Below are 15,548 nucleotides of genomic sequence, written 5' to 3'. Positions count from 1 at the left end.
CCAGCCGGTTCGCTGGCGACAAAGGCTTATCGGCCGTTTTTTTCAGGACTGGAGGGTAAACACCGTTTAACGGCTGCGAAGTCCGTCAATAAATTCGATGAGTTTGCCGCCCAGCTCCGCCGCCAGTGGCAAATTCGGGTCCTTGTAGGAGGCCAATTGCCGCTTCACATCGGCAGCGACGATGCGCATGACGTGGTTCATGCCGTCGATTACCACCAGTTCGGCATTGGGATTGGCCGCTTTGAGCGCCTGTGCATCGCCGACGCCAACCTGCATGTCGTTGCTGCCCTGAACGATCAGCGTAGGCATCTTCAGTTGTGCAAACGCCTTGGCCGGATCCTGACGGAACAGCGAAATCAGGTACGGCTGCACGCTCGGGCGGAAAATCGGTTGCAGTGGCGCCGGCACGTTGGCGTCGGTGTGGCCGGCCTTGAGGCTGTCGAGCAGCTGATTGCTGCGCAGCATCAACGGTGGCGGCAGGCTGCGCGCCAGTTGTTCGCGAATCACTTGATCCACTGGCCTTGCGCTGCCGGACAGGGAAATCAGCGCAGCAGCCTCCGTGCGCGGGGCGGCGAGGGTGGCAATGAGGGCGCCTTCGCTGTGACCGAGCAGAATCAACGGGCCGAAACGCGGATCGCTTTTCAGCTTCTGGCTCCAGGCCACAGCATCGTTGACGTAGGCCTCCACCGACAGATTGCGCTCGTCAGGCGTGGCCGCGAAGCTCGCAGCGACCCCGCGCTTGTCGTAGCGCACGCTGGCAATGTTGTGTTTGGCCAGCACCCAGGCCAGCCGCTTGAGGCTGTCATTGCGCCCGCCATCGGGGTTATTGCCGTCACGATCTGTAGGACCGGAGCCGGCAAGGATCAGGACAACCGGTACTGGGGTGTCGGATTTTGGCAGCAACAGCGAGCCGAAAAGTTCACCGTTGCCGGTGTCCAGAGAGATCGGGCGCTGCAGGACAGTCGCGTGGGCAAAGCCGGTAAACAGGGTAAGACTCAAGATCAGAACTCGCAGCATCATCACGCCATCATTCGCCAAGGTGCCGGTTGGACTCACCAACACCACTAAGGTTCGAGGATGAACTACTCGGTTAGCCTGCGTATACTGGCGCGCATCACGAATTCGGGTTTGATTTCACGGAGCGTCCTGCATGTCCGGCAATACCTACGGCAAGTTGTTCACTGTCACCACCGCTGGCGAGAGCCATGGTCCGGCGTTGGTCGCCATTGTCGACGGCTGCCCGCCGGGCCTGGAGATCTCCCTCGAAGACCTGCAGCGCGACCTCGATCGACGCAAGCCGGGCACCAGCCGCCACACCACCCAGCGTCAGGAAGCCGACGAAGTCGAAATCCTCTCCGGCGTGTTCGAAGGGCGCACCACCGGTTGCTCGATCGGCCTGCTGATCCGCAACACCGACCAGAAGTCCAAGGACTACTCGGCGATCAAGGATCTGTTCCGCCCGGCGCACGCCGACTACACCTACCACCACAAATACGGCGAGCGCGATTATCGCGGCGGCGGACGCAGCTCGGCGCGCGAAACCGCCATGCGCGTGGCGGCCGGGGCGATTGCGAAGAAATTCCTCGCCACCCAAGGCATTGTCATCCGTGGCTACATGAGCCAGCTCGGCCCGATCGAAATCCCGTTCAAGACCTGGGATTCGGTGGAACAGAACGCGTTCTTCAGCCCGGATCCGGACAAGGTGCCGGAGCTGGAAGCTTACATGGACCAGTTGCGCCGCGACCAGGACTCGGTCGGGGCGAAGATCACCGTGGTTGCGGAGGGCGTGATGCCGGGCCTGGGCGAGCCGATTTTCGATCGCCTCGACGCTGAACTGGCGCACGCGCTGATGAGCATCAACGCGGTGAAAGGCGTGGAAATCGGCGCCGGTTTCGCCTGCGTCGCTCAGCGCGGCACCGAGCATCGTGATGAACTGACCCCGGAAGGTTTCCTCAGCAACAACGCTGGCGGCATTCTTGGCGGGATCTCGTCCGGTCAGCCGATTGTGGCTCATTTGGCGTTGAAGCCAACGTCGAGCATCACCACCCCGGGCCGTTCGATCGACATTCACGGCAACCCGGTGGACGTGATTACCAAGGGCCGCCATGACCCGTGCGTCGGCATCCGCGCCACGCCGATTGCCGAAGCGATGATGGCCATCGTGTTGATGGACCACCTGCTGCGTCACCGTGGGCAGAACGCCGACGTGCGCGTCAGCACCCCGGTGCTGGGTCAGCTTTGATGGTTGATCGCCAAGCCGTCGCGGCCTGACCGTGGCGGCGCTTCCGTACTGGCGGCTGTCCAGTTTCTATCTGTTCTATTTCGCCTTGCTCGGTTCGACAGCGCCGTTTCTGGCGCTGTACTTCGATCATCTCGGCTTCAGCCCTGCGCGCATCGGCGAGCTGGTGGCGATCCCGATGCTGATGCGCTGCGTGGCGCCGAACATCTGGGGCTGGCTCGGTGACTACACCGGCAAACGCCTGGCCATCGTGCGCTTCGGCGCAGTGTGCACGCTGCTGACGTTCTCGCTGATTTTCGCCAGCAAGACCTACGCCTGGCTGGCGATGGTCATGGCGCTGCATGCGTTCTTCTGGCATGCGGTATTGCCGCAATTCGAAGTCATCACCCTCGCGCATTTGCAGGGACAAACCTCGCGCTACAGCCAGATTCGCCTGTGGGGTTCGATCGGTTTCATCATCACCGTGGTCGCGCTGGGGCGCTTGTTCGAATGGCTCAGTCTCGATATCTACCCGGCCGCGCTGGTGCTGATCATGGCCGGCATCGTCCTCAGCAGCCTGTGGGTGCCGAACGCGCAACCCCCGCAAGGTAACCGGCCAAGCGGCGAAGGTTTCCTCAAGCAGCTGCGCAACCCTGGTGTGCTCGCGTTTTACGCCTGCGTCGCGCTGATGCAGATGAGCCACGGCCCGTATTACACGTTTCTGACCTTGCACCTTGAACGCCTCGGTTACACACGCGGCACAATCGGCATGCTCTGGGCCGTGGGCGTGGTCGCCGAGGTGCTGATGTTCATGGCGATGAGCCGGATTCTCGTGCGCTTTTCATTGCGTCGGGTGCTGATGGCGAGTTTTCTGCTGGCGGCGCTGCGCTGGTTGCTGCTAGGTTCGTTCGCCGAATTCCTCTGGGTACTGTTGTTGGCCCAGGTGCTGCACGCGGCGACCTTCGGCAGCTTTCATGCGGCTGCCATCGCGTTCGTGCAACGTAGCTTCGGTGCGCGTCAGCAAGGTCAGGGTCAGGCGTTGTACGCGGCGCTGGCCGGCACCGGTGGCGCGCTGGGCGCGTTGTATTCCGGTTACAGCTGGAATGCCCTCGGTGCGACATTGACCTTTAGTATTGCCAGTCTCGCGGCGCTCGCTGCTGCCGTTATCATTGCCACACGTATGCAAGAGGACAGGCCATGAGCCTTACGCGTGAACAGCTCGCCCAGCAGATCGTCGACGCCGGGCGTTTTCTTTATGGTCGCGGCTGGTCGCCGGCCACCAGCAGCAATTACTCGACGCGCCTGTCGCCGAGCCAAGCGTTGCTGACCGTGTCGGGCAAGCACAAGGGCCAGTTAGGGCTGGATGACGTGCTCGCCACTGATTTGTCCGGCAACAGCCTGGAACCGGGCAAAAAACCGTCCGCCGAAACCCTGCTGCACACCCAGCTCTATAGCTGGCGTGCGGAGATCGGTGCGGTGCTGCACACCCACTCGGTGAACGCCACGGTCCTGTCGCGGCTGACACCGCAAGACTTTATCGAGTTCGAAGACTACGAACTGCAAAAAGCCTTCAGCGGCATCTCCACCCACGAATCCCGGGTGCGCGTGCCGATCTTCGACAACGATCAGGACATTGCGCGCCTCGCCGCCAAGGTGCAGCCTTGGCTCGACGCCCATCCCGATTGCGTCGGTTACCTGATTCGCGGCCACGGCCTCTACACCTGGGGTGCGCAGATGAGCGATGCCCTGCGGCAGATCGAGGCTTTTGAATTTCTGTTTGAATGCGAGTTGAAAACCCGCAGCGTCATGAACCGCCAAGGCTGACTTCACCCGAAGCCGCCCATTTGCCTGATCAAATGCACTGCCCGACCGGTCTGCAAGAACCGGACGGCAAGGCCGTTACCGAGGAATTGCCCATGAGCAGCCTGTCCGTTTATCACGTATCCAGCCCCGAGATTCCGAACAAGGTGCTGACCCATTTCGAAGACATCGCCTCGACGCTCGCCGAGCAGGGCGTACGCTTCGACCGCTGGCAAGCCGCGACGAAGATCCAGCCCGGTGCCAGCCAGGAAGAGGTGATCAGCGCCTATCAGGAGCAGATCGACAAGCTGATGACCGAGCGCGGTTACATCACCGTCGATGTGATCAGCCTCAACAGCGATCACCCGCAAAAAGCCGAGCTGCGCGCCAAGTTCCTTGAAGAACACCGCCATGGCGAGGACGAAGTGCGCTTTTTCGTTGCCGGTCGTGGCCTGTTTACCCTGCACATCGACGATTATGTCTACGCGGTGTTGTGCGAGAAGAACGACCTGATCTCGGTGCCGGCCGGTACCAAGCACTGGTTCGACATGGGCGAGCACCCGCACTTCGTGGCGATTCGCCTGTTCAACAACCCCGAAGGCTGGGTCGCCAACTTCACCGGCGAAGACATCGCCGGGCGCTTCCCGCGTCTGGAGGACTGAGCCGATGTCGATCAAAGTCATCCTCACCGACATTGAAGGCACCACCAGTGCGGTGAGTTTCGTCTTCGACGTGCTGTTCCCGTATGCCGCCAGACACCTGCCGGACTTCGTGCGGCAGAATGCCGAGCGCGCCGATGTTGCCGAGCAACTCGACGCCGTGCGCCGTGACAACAACGAGCCGCAGGCCGATGTTGAACGGGTGGTGGAAATCCTCCTGAGCTGGATCGCCGAAGACCGCAAGGCCACGCCGCTCAAAGCGCTGCAAGGCATGGTCTGGGCGCAGGGCTATCAAGCCGGGCAGTTGAAAGGCCACGTTTACCCGGACGCCGTTGAAGCGCTCAAGCGCTGGCATCAGGCCGGTTATCAGCTGTTTGTGTATTCGTCCGGTTCGATCCAGGCGCAGAAGCTGATCTTTGGTTGTTCCGAGGCGGGGGATCTGACGCCGTTGTTCAGCGGGTATTTCGACACCACCTCGGGGCCCAAACGCGAAGAACAGTCCTATCGCAACATCCAACAGGCAATTGGCGTCGAGCCGGGGGAGATTCTGTTTCTGTCGGATATCGTCGAGGAACTGGATGCCGCGCAGGCTGCCGGTTTGCAGACCTGCGGCCTGGCTCGCGAGGGTGGGGAGCTGGGAAGCCATATCACCGTCGACAGCTTCACCGGCATCGAACCCGAAGCCTTCTAACCACACACAATCCCTGTAGGAGCTGCCGAAGGCTGCGATCTTTTGATCTTGATTTGGTATTAAAGATCAAGATCAAAAGATCGCAGCCTTCGGCAGCTCCTACATAAGAATTGCGTACAAACAAAAGGCCGTGGAGCAGATGCTTCACGGCCTTTTTTGTTTAATGCGTTTACATTTTTACAGCGAGTGATACGTCGGCAGGGCAAAACGCTGCTGGCTTTGCAGCATTGCAATCTGCGGCAGTTCACTGGCTTCTTCTGCCAGGTCACGACGGATGGCGCTGATTGCCCACGACAGTTGGTCGGCGTTGTGCATTTGCTGGTAGGTCAAGGCGCGCTTGAACACTTTGCCTTCGCTGCTGCGCAAGGTCAGCAAAATCCCGCCATCAGGACGCGGTGCAGTGGTGACGTTGAAGTTGGAGAACAGGGAGGTAAATTTTTCTTGAATCAGGCTCATGTCTTTCAGCTCCGTATGCACTTGAAGGGCAAGCATGCAGAGGAGATTGCAGTGATTGTGCCAGCATTTGAAAAATAAAAAATCCTTTAAAATCAATGGTTTAAAAATAATGAAATTTGCACGGGTCGTGCAAACTGCATGAATGGCCATCGTGCATCCTGCATTTTGCGGGATTCTCTTCAGTTGGACGGAACCAAATGGCAAAGGCGCAATCTCCGCTGCCAGGCATGAGCGGGCGGATACAAAACATTGCAAAAACCGCGTGTACAGCTTGAGAAGCGCTGTCGTATTTTCGATCCCGACCTTGCCCGCAACGCAGGTCATGCCACGGCCCGAACAATAAGAAACCGGCCAGCCAGGTCGAACGGGGAACTGCCATGAGTCACGCGCCGAGCGACACGATTACCTGGAGCATGATGCTCCGCAAACTGCCGACAATCGCCAAAGCCATCCCGCGGGTGGTCAAGGGCATGAAAGTCGCCAACGTCACGGATCCGACCCAAACGTGTGGCCTCGGCTGGACCTTCGAGCAGGCAACCCTGCGTAACCCTGAAGGCCTGGCGATCCTGCAGGACAACGTCTTGCTGACCTACGCGCAGGTCAACCAATGGGCCAATCGCATCGCCCACTATTTGAGTGCGCAGGGCATCGGCAAGGGCGATGTGGTCGCGGTGTTCATCGAAAACCGCCCGGAACTGCTGGTGGCCATTCTGGCGCTGGCCAAGCTCGGTGCCGTTAGCGCATTGCTCAACACCTCGCAGACTCGCGATACGCTGATTCACAGCATCAATCTGGTGGCGCCAGTGGCGATCTTGCTCGGTGAAGAACTGCAGTCGGCGTTTGCCGCGATCCGCGAGCAGGTGTCGATCCCGGCGCAGCGCACCTGGTTTATCGCTGACCGCGACACCTACAGCCACCCGGGCATTGCGCCCGATGGCTACCTCAACCTGATCAGTGCCAGTGCCGATGCGTCCGGTGACAATCCGCCCAGCAGCGGCGAAGTGTTCTTCAACGATCCGTGTTTTTACATCTACACCTCCGGCACCACCGGCCTGCCCAAGGCCGGGGTGTTCAAGCACGGTCGCTGGATGCGCAGTTCGGCCAGCTTCGGCATGATCGCCCTGAACATGACGCCCGACGACGTCGTCTATTGCACTTTGCCGCTGTACCACGCCACGGGGCTCTGCGTGTGCTGGGGCTCGGCGATCAACGGTGCTTCCGGGTTCGCCATCCGCCGCAAGTTCAGCGCCAGCCAGTTCTGGCCGGACGTGCGTCGCTATAACGCGACCACCCTCGGGTATGTCGGCGAATTGTGCCGCTATCTGGTCGATCAGCCGCCCAGCGCCGATGACAGCCGTCACGCCGTGCGCAAGATGATCGGCAACGGCTTGCGTCCCGGCGCCTGGGCCGAGTTCAAGACCCGGTTTGCCGTCGAGCACATCTGCGAGCTGTACGCGGCGAGTGACGGCAATATCGGCTTCAGCAACATTCTCAACTTCGACAACACCATTGGTTTCTCGCTGATGGCCTGGGAACTGGTGGCATACGACCACGACAGCGGGCAGCCGCTGCGCAGCGCCAACGGCTTCATGCGCAAGGTCGGCAAGGGCGAGCAGGGCTTGCTGCTGGCACGGATCGACGAAAAGGCCCCGCTGGACGGCTACACCGACCCAGAGAAAACTGCCAAAGTGGTGCTGCACGATGTGTTCAGCAAGGGCGACCGCTTCTTCAATACCGGCGACTTGCTGCGCAATATCGGTTTCGGCCATGCGCAGTTTGTCGATCGCCTCGGCGATACCTACCGCTGGAAGGGCGAAAACGTCTCGACCACGGAAGTGGAAAACCTGTTGTTGCAGCATCCGCACATTTCCGAGGCGGTGGCCTACGGTGTGGAAGTGCGCAACACCAACGGTCGCGCCGGGATGGCCGCCATTACGCCCGCCGAGTCACTGGCGACCCTGGATTTCACTGAATTGCTCGCATTCGCCCGTCAGCGCATGCCGGCCTATGCGGTGCCGCTGTTCCTGCGGGTGAAGGTGAAAATGGAAACCACCGGGACGTTCAAATACCAGAAGACCCGTTTGAAAAACGAGGGCTTCGACCCCGCCCAGACGGGGGATGACCCAATCTATGCCTGGTTGCCCGGCACTCAGACTTACGTGCAGGTGACGGATCAGGTGCTGACCGATATTCATCAGGGCAAGTACCGCTATTGAGATTGACTATGGCCGGACTTGAGAAAAAGGGGGTGACAGCTATCGTCGCGCTCGGGAAACTGTCGGCTTTGCGAATAACCGAAAGTGGAGTTGCCCATGTCTGACCAAAGCCGCCAGATGACCCCTGAAGAAGCTGCCGAATTCACCGAGCAGGTTTTCAACAAGGCGCGCGAAGGTGATGCGCTGATGCTTGATCGGCTGATCAGCGCCGGTTTGCCGGTGAACCTGAAAAACAGCAAGGGCGACACGCTCTTGATGCTCGCCAGTTACTACGGCCACGTCGACGCGGTGCAGGTGCTGCTCAAGCACAAGGCCGACCCGGAAATGCGCAACGGCAACGGCCAGAGCCCGATTGCCGGTGCCGCGTTCAAAGGCGATCTGGCGGTGGTCAAGGCGCTGGTGGAAGCGGGTGCCGAGATCGAAGGTTCGTCCTTTGACGGGCGCACGGCGTTGATGATGGCGGCGATGTTCAACCGCGTTGAAATCGTCGATTACCTGATCGGCAAAGGCGCGGATCCGCAAGCCAAAGATGCCAATGGTATCACCGCGCTGGATGCAGCCCGCACCATGGGCGCAGTCGATACCACGGCGCAGCTGGAAAAACTGTTGGGCTGATAAGGTCAAAAGATCGCAGCCTGCGGCAGCTCCTACAGGTCTCACATTCGTTCGCCAAATGGGCGCGGAACTTGTAGGAGCTGCCGCAGGCTGCGATCTTTTGCTTTGTGCGCTATCCTCCGCGCCCTCAAATTCAACCTTCCACAGGATCCGCCGTCATGAAAGCCGCACTCGTCGAACTCATCAGCAAAATCAGCTCCGGCTGCATGGGCGAGGACGAGATCCTGAACGTGGCCGACGAAGCGGCGCAGGCCTACGCCGATGCCGATGCGTTCCTCGCGGCCAACCCGGACATCAACTACGACGACACCTTCCCGATTCCGCTGGGGGAGTGGGTGGTGGTCGGCAGCCTGCCGGACACCGTGCTGTTCCAGGCCGACACCTACGTTGACCTGTTCGCGCAGATCGTCGCCTCGTTTGGCCCGGGCGTCGAATTCAACCTCAAGCCCAAGCAACTGGCCAAGACCGAGGCACTGACCGCACTCAACCGCATTCAGGTGCAGATGAGCAGCCTGAACAAGGAAAACGGCGGTTACACGCTGATGAACTTCAGTCAGCTGCTCGATGACGAGCTGCAAGTGGTGCTGGTCTACGGCAACGACGTGCCACGAGTGCTGGAGCTGTGTGCCGAAGTCGGCATCGCGGCGGCGCCGTCCCTGGAAGCGCTGAAAGTCGCCGTTCACGTCTGAACGCAATAAAAGGGAACCCTGCGCGCGACCGTCTATCCTAAAAGTGCATGCCACTAATCTGGAGTGACACCATGGGTTCCACGTTCAACGGGCTGATTGGCCTGATCATTCTTGCCCTCGACATCTGGGCCATTATCAACGTACTGAAAAGCGGTGCCGAGACCGGGATGAAAATCCTCTGGGTCCTGCTGATTATCCTCCTGCCGGTGCTGGGCCTGATCATCTGGGCGATTGCCGGGCCACGGGGCAATGTGCGGGTCTGAAGAACACTGTAATACCCCTGTAGGAGCTGCCGAAGGCTGCGATCTTTTGACTTTGTTTTTTTAAAACAGAGATCAAAAGATCGCAGCCTTCGGCAGCTCCTACATGGATTGTGGATTGTCGATAAACAGAGGTTCGACCTGTCATCTTCGGCAACGTAGAATGCGCGCCTTTCCCGGGCAATCGTCCCCCACGATCGACGCCCGCGCATTCATCGGAGCACTTGACCATGACCGTCACCAAGACCAGCGAGTACCTGGAAACCCTCTACGAAGGCTACGGCCAGCGTTTTCGCATGGAAAAACTGCTGCACGAAGTGCGCACCGAACATCAACACCTGGTGATCTTCCAGAACCCGCGCATGGGGCGGGTGATGGCGCTGGACGGTGTGATCCAGACCACCGAAGCCGACGAATTCATCTACCACGAAATGCTCACCCACGTGCCGATCCTCGCCCACGGCACTGCCAAGCGCGTGCTGATCATCGGCGGCGGTGACGGTGGCATGCTGCGCGAAGTGACCAAGCACGCCAGCGTCGAGCACATCACCATGGTCGAGATCGACGGCACCGTGGTCGACATGTGCAAGGAATTCCTGCCAAACCACTCCAAGGGCGCCTATGACGATCCACGCCTGAATCTGGTGATCGACGACGGCATGCGTTTCGTCGCCACCACCACAGAAAAATTCGACGTGATCATCTCCGACTCCACCGACCCGATCGGTCCGGGCGAAGTGCTGTTCTCGGAGAACTTCTACCAGGCCTGTCACCGTTGCCTGAACGAAGGCGGGATCCTCGTGACCCAGAACGGCACGCCGTTCATGCAGATCGATGAAGTCAAAACCACCGCCGGTCGCCTGCGCAGCCTGTTCCCGGACTGGCACTTCTATCAAGCGGCCGTGCCGACCTACATTGGCGGTTCGATGACCTTCGCCTGGGGCTCGACCAACCCGGCCTACCGCAAGCTGAGCCGTGAAACCTTGCAGCAGCGCTTCATCGGCAGCGGCATCGTCACCCGCTACTACAACCCGGAAATCCACATCGGCGCGTTCGCGCTGCCACAGTACGTGCTGCAGGCGATCAACAAGCCAAGCAACGACTGACGCACTATTCCCGGATCGGTGATAGATCCCCTGTGGTGAGGGGATTTATCCCCGACCGGCTGCGCAGCAGTCGTAAAATCGGCAGACGCCTTGGAACTGACACTATGCGTTCGCTGAATTCAGGGACGCTTCGCGCCCATCGGGGATGAATCCCCTCGCCACACAAGCCTGTTTCCCCATCGGTTAATTTTTTTTCATGTTCGTGCGCCGCAATCCTTTTGAACGATCAATCTCGCCAAAAGTCGAGATAGTAGTAAGCCCATTTGCGGGTTTGATCGAGGAGGCACCGATGCAAAAGTGGAAAGTCACTTTCGTGGACGATCATGGTGAAATTGTCGATGAGGTGTTCGAGCGCGCGGAATGCCCCAGTGACGACGAGGCTGCACGCCTGATCAAGGAACGGCTCCTGCCGGTGGCCGCCAAACTGGATCTGAACGATCTGGAAGGGCGAACCCCTGATGCTGGCGTCAAAAGCCTCGAAACGCAGAACAGCATCAAGATCCGCAGCATCACTCCAATCTGAAAATCTTCCTTTCATCCGCAACAACCAGGCCTTGGCAGCAGCTCTATCTTGGGGCTACTCTGCAAGCGAGATCAGCGAACGAATCGCTAAGGTCTGGTCTTGTCAGCTACATGCTTGTTTCCCGCCGGCAACCGGTTTGCCGATGTACTTCTGGCCTGTAAGGCCCGGGGCGGGAATACGGAAAGTCTATCCATCTATCCGAGGGGGACGTTTCATGAGCACAGCCTATCAAGAAGACATCAGCAGCAACGTACTGCGCCGCATGAAAGAAGGCGGTTTCGACTTTTCCCGGTTCCATCCCATCGAGTTCTACGCCATTTTCCCGGACGAGGAGCGGGCGCGCAGGGCGGCTGGCAAATTTCGTGGTGAATCCATCAATGCCCAGGTCAGTGCGCGCGAAGATGGCGCCTGGTCACTGGAACTGAGCAAAGTGATGCACGCGACCTATGACGACATTGGCGATTTCGAGCAGGGCTTTTCTGCCGTGGTCGAGCCGCTGGGCGGCATCATCGAAGGCTGGGGCGTCAAGCAGGAGGTACGCAACCGCCATCGTCTGAACTGATCTCTGGTTTCAGGTATTGAGCAACGGCTGACCTTCGGGTTGGCCGTTGTCGTTTTCAAGATCAAAAGATCGCAGCCTCCGGCAGCTTCTGCACCAATCACCTGCAGGAGCTGCTGGAGGCTGCGATCTTTTGCTTTTTACTTTCAAAACATTTCAGAAAGGCAAAAAAAAGCCACCGGAGAGGGTGGCTAAAAGGGAAGACCGATAAGGAGAGGAAACCGGTCAGGGTTACGGCCTGCGGGGACTGCGTGGGCAGTCCGGATCAGTGGAGCTGAAGTCTTCAGTGGGGAAGTTTTCAGCGAATGCGCCGATTATCCGCAGCCCGGCGCAAGCAGTGAAATCAACTCTGACTATGCTGGTGATAGGCGATGCAGTGCGTCGCAATGAAGCGGGGGCAATCCTGTTGGAGCATTTGCCGCACAGGAATGGTGCGGTGCTTGCGGCTTGATTATCCAACCGATTGAAATCAAAGCGTTTATGCCGATGGCACGGGCCTTGCGAAGGCCTGTAGGTCCGGGTGACAAGGAGTACGGCATGATCCGCACCTATTTTGATGAAATGTACGATGCCGGCGGCCAGGTTCGCCCGCATTACCGGGAGTTCGCCCGCTGGCTTGCCGAAACGCCTGACGAGTTGCTGGCGCAACGGCGGCGCGAGGCCGACCTGCTGTTCCACCGGGCCGGGATCACCTTCACGCTCTATGGCGACGAGCAAGGCACCGAGCGCCTGATTCCGTTCGACACCATTCCGCGCAGCATTCCCGCCAGCGAGTGGCGGATCGTCGAGCGCGGCTGTATCCAGCGGGTCAAGGCGCTGAACATGTTCCTCGCCGACCTCTATCACGAGCAGCGCATCATCAAGGCCGGGATCATTCCCGCCGAACAGGTGCTGGCCAACGAGCAGTACCAGTTGGCGATGCAGGGCCTGGACCTGCACCGCGATATCTATTCGCATATTTCCGGCGTTGATCTGGTGCGCGACGGCGACGGCACCTACTACGTGCTCGAAGACAACCTGCGTACCCCGAGCGGCGTCAGCTACATGCTTGAAGACCGCAAGATGATGATGCGCCTGTTTCCGGAGCTGTTCGCCGCACAGCGCATCGCGCCCATCGATCACTACCCGAACCTGTTGCTCGACACCCTGAAAAGCTCCAGCCCGATCGACGACCCGAGCGTGGTGGTACTGACGCCGGGGCGCTTCAACAGTGCGTTCTTCGAACACGCCTTTCTGGCACGGGAAATGGGCGTCGAGCTGGTGGAGGGCGCGGATCTGTTCGTGCGTGACGACAAGGTCTTCATGCGCACCACCGACGGGCCGAAAGCGGTGGACGTGATTTACCGGCGTCTCGACGACGCTTTCCTCGACCCGCTGGCGTTCCGCCCGGACTCAATGCTCGGCGTACCGGGACTGCTGTCCTCCTATCGCTCGGGCAACGTGGTGCTGGCCAACGCTATAGGCACCGGCGTGGCGGACGACAAGTCGGTGTACCCGTTTGTCACCGACATGATCCGCTTTTACCTCGACGAAGAGCCGATCCTGAAGAACGTGCCGACCTGGCAGTGCCGCAATCCCTCGGAACTTTCCCATGTACTGGCCAATCTGCCGGATCTGGTGGTCAAGGAAACCCAAGGCTCCGGCGGTTACGGAATGCTGGTGGGGCCGGCGGCGACGGCGGCGGAAATCGATGCATTCCGCGAGCGGATCAAAGCCAAACCCCACGCGTACATCGCGCAGCCGACGTTGTCACTGTCGACCTGTCCGACCTTTGTCGAAAACGGCATTGCGCCGCGCCATATCGACCTGCGTCCGTTTGTACTGTCTGGCCGCGAAACCCGGGTCGTGCCCGGCGGTTTGACCCGTGTCGCCCTGCGTGAAGGCTCCCTGGTGGTGAATTCCTCCCAGGGTGGCGGAACCAAGGACACCTGGGTGGTCGAGGATTGAAGGAAGCTTGCCATGTTAAGTAGAACTGCCTCGGATCTGTACTGGATGTCGCGTTACCTGGAGCGGGCGGAAAACCTCGCGCGGATGCTCGATGTCAGTTATTCACTGTCGCTGATGCCGCAGGACGGTCGCGGCGACGGTCTGCACGAGCTGGCCATGCCGCTGCTGATTACCGGCACCCTCGACGATTACCTGGAGCGTCACGGCGAACTGCATGCCGAACGCCTGCTGCACTTTTTTGCCCTCGATGCGGCCAACCCGGCGAGCATCTACAGCTGTCTCGGCGCGGCGCGGGCCAGTGCGCACGCGGTGCGTGGACGAATCACCGCAGACATGTGGGAGAACATCAACGCCACTTGGCTGGAGATTCGCGGCATTGCCGAGCAGGGCCTCAGCCGTTACGGCATGAGCCGTTTCTGCGAGTGGATCAAGGAGCGCTCGCACCTGTTCCGGGGCGCGTCCTACGGCACGATCATGCGCAACGATGCGTTCCGCTTCATTCGCCTGGGCACCTTCATCGAGCGTGCAGACAACACGCTGCGCCTGCTCGATGCGCGCTACGAAATGGCTGGCGATCAGGCCGAGGCCGTCAGTGACGGCACCGCCCACGCTTACTATCAATGGAGTGCGCTGCTGCGGGCGCTGTCGTCTTTCGAGGCCTACACCGAGATCTACCGCGACGCCCCAGGCGCCCGGCATGTCGCCGAGTTGCTGCTGTTGCGCGCCGATGTCCCGCGTTCGTTGCGTGCCTGCACCGAGGAAATCGACCAGATTCTCGCCCAGTTGCCAGGGGCCAACGGCCGTCCGGCGCAACGTCTGGCCGCTGAGATGGACGCGCGTCTGCGCTACACCGGCATCAACGAAATCCTTGCCGAAGGCCTGCACGCCTGGCTCACCGAATTCATCCCGCTGGTGCGCCAGTTGGGCAACGCGATTCACAGTTCATACCTGGAGGCTGCATGAGACTTTCCATTAGCCACGAGACCACCTATCACTATGAAGATCAGGTGCGGGCGAGCATCCAGTATCTGCGCCTGACCCCGCACGACAGCGAGCGTCAGCACGTATTGAGCTGGCAGCTTGACCTGCCGCGACCGGTGCGCGCCCAACTCGATCCGTTCGGCAACATTCTGCATGTGCTGACCATGGATGAACCGCACGAAGCGATCATCATCGGCGCCCGCGGCCAGGTAGATATCGACGAGTTGCGCGAGGCCGAGCATGAGAGTCAGTCGGCGCTGCCGTTCCTGCGCTTCACTCGCCTGACCGAGGCGGACGAAGCGTTGCGTACGTTTGCCGAAAAATCCTGCAAGCAGCGACGTGACCGCACCGCCCTGATCGATCTGATGCACGGCTTGAATCAGCACATGACCTACACGCCGGGCTCCACCGAAGTCGACACCAGTGCCGCCGAAGCCTTCGCTGGGCGCGCCGGGGTTTGCCAGGACCACACTCATGCCTTTCTCGCCTGTGCACGCAGCCTGGGGATCCCGTCACGCTACGTTTCCGGCTATCTGTACAGCGAGGACGCCGAGCACCTGGCCAGCCATGCCTGGGCCGAAGCATGGCTGGATGACGCCTGGTACAGCTTTGACGTAACCAACCAATTGGCCCGCCCGGAGCGGCACCTGAAACTGGCGGTGGGCCTGGATTATCTGGATGCCTGCCCGGTGCGCGGCATGCGCCGGGGAGGGGGGAGCGAGCAGATGCATGCGAAGGTGTTGGTGTCGCCGACGCCAGTCATTTCCGTGCAGCAACAGTAGATCCGGGATACCGCTATCGCTGGCAAGCCAGCTCCCACAGGTTTTG

At 60.1% G+C, this 15,548-nt stretch carries 17 protein-coding genes; 15 read left to right on the top strand and 2 right to left on the bottom strand.

What is annotated here, in order from left to right:
- Window positions 1-66: 66 nt before the first annotated feature.
- Window positions 67-1,020 (bottom strand): alpha/beta hydrolase, encoded by a 954-nt coding sequence (locus AB1J88_RS12005; protein ID WP_430291158.1) that lies wholly within the window; start codon window positions 1,018-1,020, stop codon window positions 67-69.
- A 130-nt stretch (window positions 1,021-1,150) separates the two neighbouring features.
- Between AB1J88_RS12005 and aroC the strand changes: the two genes are divergently transcribed.
- From aroC to mtnC, 5 genes are all read left to right on the top strand, one after another.
- The gene (aroC, locus tag AB1J88_RS12000) at window positions 1,151-2,242 is read left to right on the top strand and encodes a chorismate synthase (RefSeq protein ID WP_041068866.1); all 1,092 of its coding nucleotides are present in this window, start codon (window positions 1,151-1,153) and stop codon (window positions 2,240-2,242) included.
- Between the two features lie 31 nt (window positions 2,243-2,273).
- On the top strand, window positions 2,274-3,419 hold the full coding sequence (locus AB1J88_RS11995; RefSeq protein WP_430291157.1) for an MFS transporter: 1,146 nt from the start codon (window positions 2,274-2,276) through the stop codon (window positions 3,417-3,419).
- On the top strand, window positions 3,416-4,042 hold the full coding sequence (locus tag AB1J88_RS11990) for a methylthioribulose 1-phosphate dehydratase (RefSeq protein WP_223008195.1): 627 nt from the start codon (window positions 3,416-3,418) through the stop codon (window positions 4,040-4,042). Before AB1J88_RS11995 ends, AB1J88_RS11990 begins: the two co-directional genes overlap by 4 nt.
- A 92-nt stretch (window positions 4,043-4,134) precedes the next feature.
- Entirely contained in the window at window positions 4,135-4,680 is a 546-nt protein-coding gene (locus AB1J88_RS11985) for a 1,2-dihydroxy-3-keto-5-methylthiopentene dioxygenase (RefSeq protein ID WP_047293056.1), read from the top strand.
- A 4-nt stretch (window positions 4,681-4,684) separates the two neighbouring features.
- Window positions 4,685-5,368, top strand: coding sequence for an acireductone synthase (gene mtnC / locus AB1J88_RS11980; protein WP_430291156.1), 684 nt, complete (start codon window positions 4,685-4,687; stop codon window positions 5,366-5,368).
- 177 nt (window positions 5,369-5,545) lie between these two features.
- Here the strand turns inward: mtnC and AB1J88_RS11975 are convergent, their stop codons facing one another.
- A complete protein-coding gene (locus AB1J88_RS11975) occupies window positions 5,546-5,824 on the bottom strand; it encodes a DUF3509 domain-containing protein (RefSeq protein ID WP_027613327.1) in 279 nt (92 codons plus the stop codon).
- A 377-nt stretch (window positions 5,825-6,201) separates the two neighbouring features.
- On the opposite strand from AB1J88_RS11975, the gene AB1J88_RS11970 reads away from it, so the two are divergent.
- From AB1J88_RS11970 to AB1J88_RS11925, 10 genes are all read left to right on the top strand, one after another.
- On the top strand, window positions 6,202-8,040 hold the full coding sequence (locus tag AB1J88_RS11970) for a long-chain-acyl-CoA synthetase (RefSeq protein ID WP_430291155.1): 1,839 nt from the start codon (window positions 6,202-6,204) through the stop codon (window positions 8,038-8,040).
- A gap of 96 nt (window positions 8,041-8,136) precedes the next feature.
- Complete coding sequence (locus tag AB1J88_RS11965; protein WP_430291154.1) at window positions 8,137-8,655, top strand: ankyrin repeat domain-containing protein; 519 nt, start codon at window positions 8,137-8,139, stop codon at window positions 8,653-8,655.
- Between the two features lie 158 nt (window positions 8,656-8,813).
- Complete coding sequence (locus tag AB1J88_RS11960; protein WP_047292960.1) at window positions 8,814-9,344, top strand: hypothetical protein; 531 nt, start codon at window positions 8,814-8,816, stop codon at window positions 9,342-9,344.
- Between the two features lie 71 nt (window positions 9,345-9,415).
- The gene (locus AB1J88_RS11955; protein WP_007960694.1) at window positions 9,416-9,607 is read left to right on the top strand and encodes a PLDc N-terminal domain-containing protein; all 192 of its coding nucleotides are present in this window, start codon (window positions 9,416-9,418) and stop codon (window positions 9,605-9,607) included.
- A 227-nt stretch (window positions 9,608-9,834) separates the two neighbouring features.
- Window positions 9,835-10,710, top strand: a complete 876-nt coding sequence (gene speE, locus AB1J88_RS11950) for a polyamine aminopropyltransferase (RefSeq protein ID WP_041068886.1) — start codon at window positions 9,835-9,837, stop codon at window positions 10,708-10,710.
- A gap of 289 nt (window positions 10,711-10,999) precedes the next feature.
- Window positions 11,000-11,233, top strand: a complete 234-nt coding sequence (locus tag AB1J88_RS11945; protein WP_041068889.1) for a hypothetical protein — start codon at window positions 11,000-11,002, stop codon at window positions 11,231-11,233.
- 214 nt (window positions 11,234-11,447) lie between these two features.
- Complete coding sequence (locus AB1J88_RS11940; RefSeq protein ID WP_041068892.1) at window positions 11,448-11,795, top strand: ribonuclease E inhibitor RraB; 348 nt, start codon at window positions 11,448-11,450, stop codon at window positions 11,793-11,795.
- Between the two features lie 534 nt (window positions 11,796-12,329).
- Window positions 12,330-13,739 carry a circularly permuted type 2 ATP-grasp protein gene (locus AB1J88_RS11935; RefSeq protein ID WP_430291153.1) on the top strand — a complete coding sequence of 470 codons (1,410 nt, stop codon included), beginning with the start codon at window positions 12,330-12,332 and terminating at the stop codon, window positions 13,737-13,739.
- 12 nt (window positions 13,740-13,751) lie between these two features.
- A complete protein-coding gene (locus AB1J88_RS11930; RefSeq protein WP_007960702.1) occupies window positions 13,752-14,702 on the top strand; it encodes an alpha-E domain-containing protein in 951 nt (316 codons plus the stop codon).
- A complete protein-coding gene (locus AB1J88_RS11925) occupies window positions 14,699-15,502 on the top strand; it encodes a transglutaminase family protein (protein ID WP_047292964.1) in 804 nt (267 codons plus the stop codon). The genes AB1J88_RS11930 and AB1J88_RS11925 overlap by 4 nt, the downstream gene beginning before the upstream one ends.
- Window positions 15,503-15,548 lie beyond the last annotated feature (46 nt).

It is taken from the genome of Pseudomonas sp. S8, from assembly GCF_050473925.1.
GTDB lineage: Bacteria > Pseudomonadota > Gammaproteobacteria > Pseudomonadales > Pseudomonadaceae > Aquipseudomonas > Aquipseudomonas parakoreensis.
This window is presented reverse-complemented; position numbering and strand designations above follow the sequence as displayed.

Coding starts and splice junctions, on each gene's coding strand:
- AB1J88_RS12005 (WP_430291158.1), bottom strand. CDS start 1,020: ATGATGCTGCGAGTTCTGATCTTGAGTCTTACCCTGTTTACCGGCTTT.
- aroC (WP_041068866.1), top strand. CDS start 1,151: ATGTCCGGCAATACCTACGGCAAGTTGTTCACTGTCACCACCGCTGGC.
- AB1J88_RS11990 (WP_223008195.1), top strand. CDS start 3,416: ATGAGCCTTACGCGTGAACAGCTCGCCCAGCAGATCGTCGACGCCGGG.
- AB1J88_RS11985 (WP_047293056.1), top strand. CDS start 4,135: ATGAGCAGCCTGTCCGTTTATCACGTATCCAGCCCCGAGATTCCGAAC.
- mtnC (WP_430291156.1), top strand. CDS start 4,685: ATGTCGATCAAAGTCATCCTCACCGACATTGAAGGCACCACCAGTGCG.
- AB1J88_RS11975 (WP_027613327.1), bottom strand. CDS start 5,824: ATGAGCCTGATTCAAGAAAAATTTACCTCCCTGTTCTCCAACTTCAAC.
- AB1J88_RS11970 (WP_430291155.1), top strand. CDS start 6,202: ATGAGTCACGCGCCGAGCGACACGATTACCTGGAGCATGATGCTCCGC.
- AB1J88_RS11965 (WP_430291154.1), top strand. CDS start 8,137: ATGTCTGACCAAAGCCGCCAGATGACCCCTGAAGAAGCTGCCGAATTC.
- AB1J88_RS11960 (WP_047292960.1), top strand. CDS start 8,814: ATGAAAGCCGCACTCGTCGAACTCATCAGCAAAATCAGCTCCGGCTGC.
- AB1J88_RS11955 (WP_007960694.1), top strand. CDS start 9,416: ATGGGTTCCACGTTCAACGGGCTGATTGGCCTGATCATTCTTGCCCTC.
- speE (WP_041068886.1), top strand. CDS start 9,835: ATGACCGTCACCAAGACCAGCGAGTACCTGGAAACCCTCTACGAAGGC.
- AB1J88_RS11945 (WP_041068889.1), top strand. CDS start 11,000: ATGCAAAAGTGGAAAGTCACTTTCGTGGACGATCATGGTGAAATTGTC.
- AB1J88_RS11940 (WP_041068892.1), top strand. CDS start 11,448: ATGAGCACAGCCTATCAAGAAGACATCAGCAGCAACGTACTGCGCCGC.
- AB1J88_RS11935 (WP_430291153.1), top strand. CDS start 12,330: ATGATCCGCACCTATTTTGATGAAATGTACGATGCCGGCGGCCAGGTT.
- AB1J88_RS11930 (WP_007960702.1), top strand. CDS start 13,752: ATGTTAAGTAGAACTGCCTCGGATCTGTACTGGATGTCGCGTTACCTG.
- AB1J88_RS11925 (WP_047292964.1), top strand. CDS start 14,699: ATGAGACTTTCCATTAGCCACGAGACCACCTATCACTATGAAGATCAG.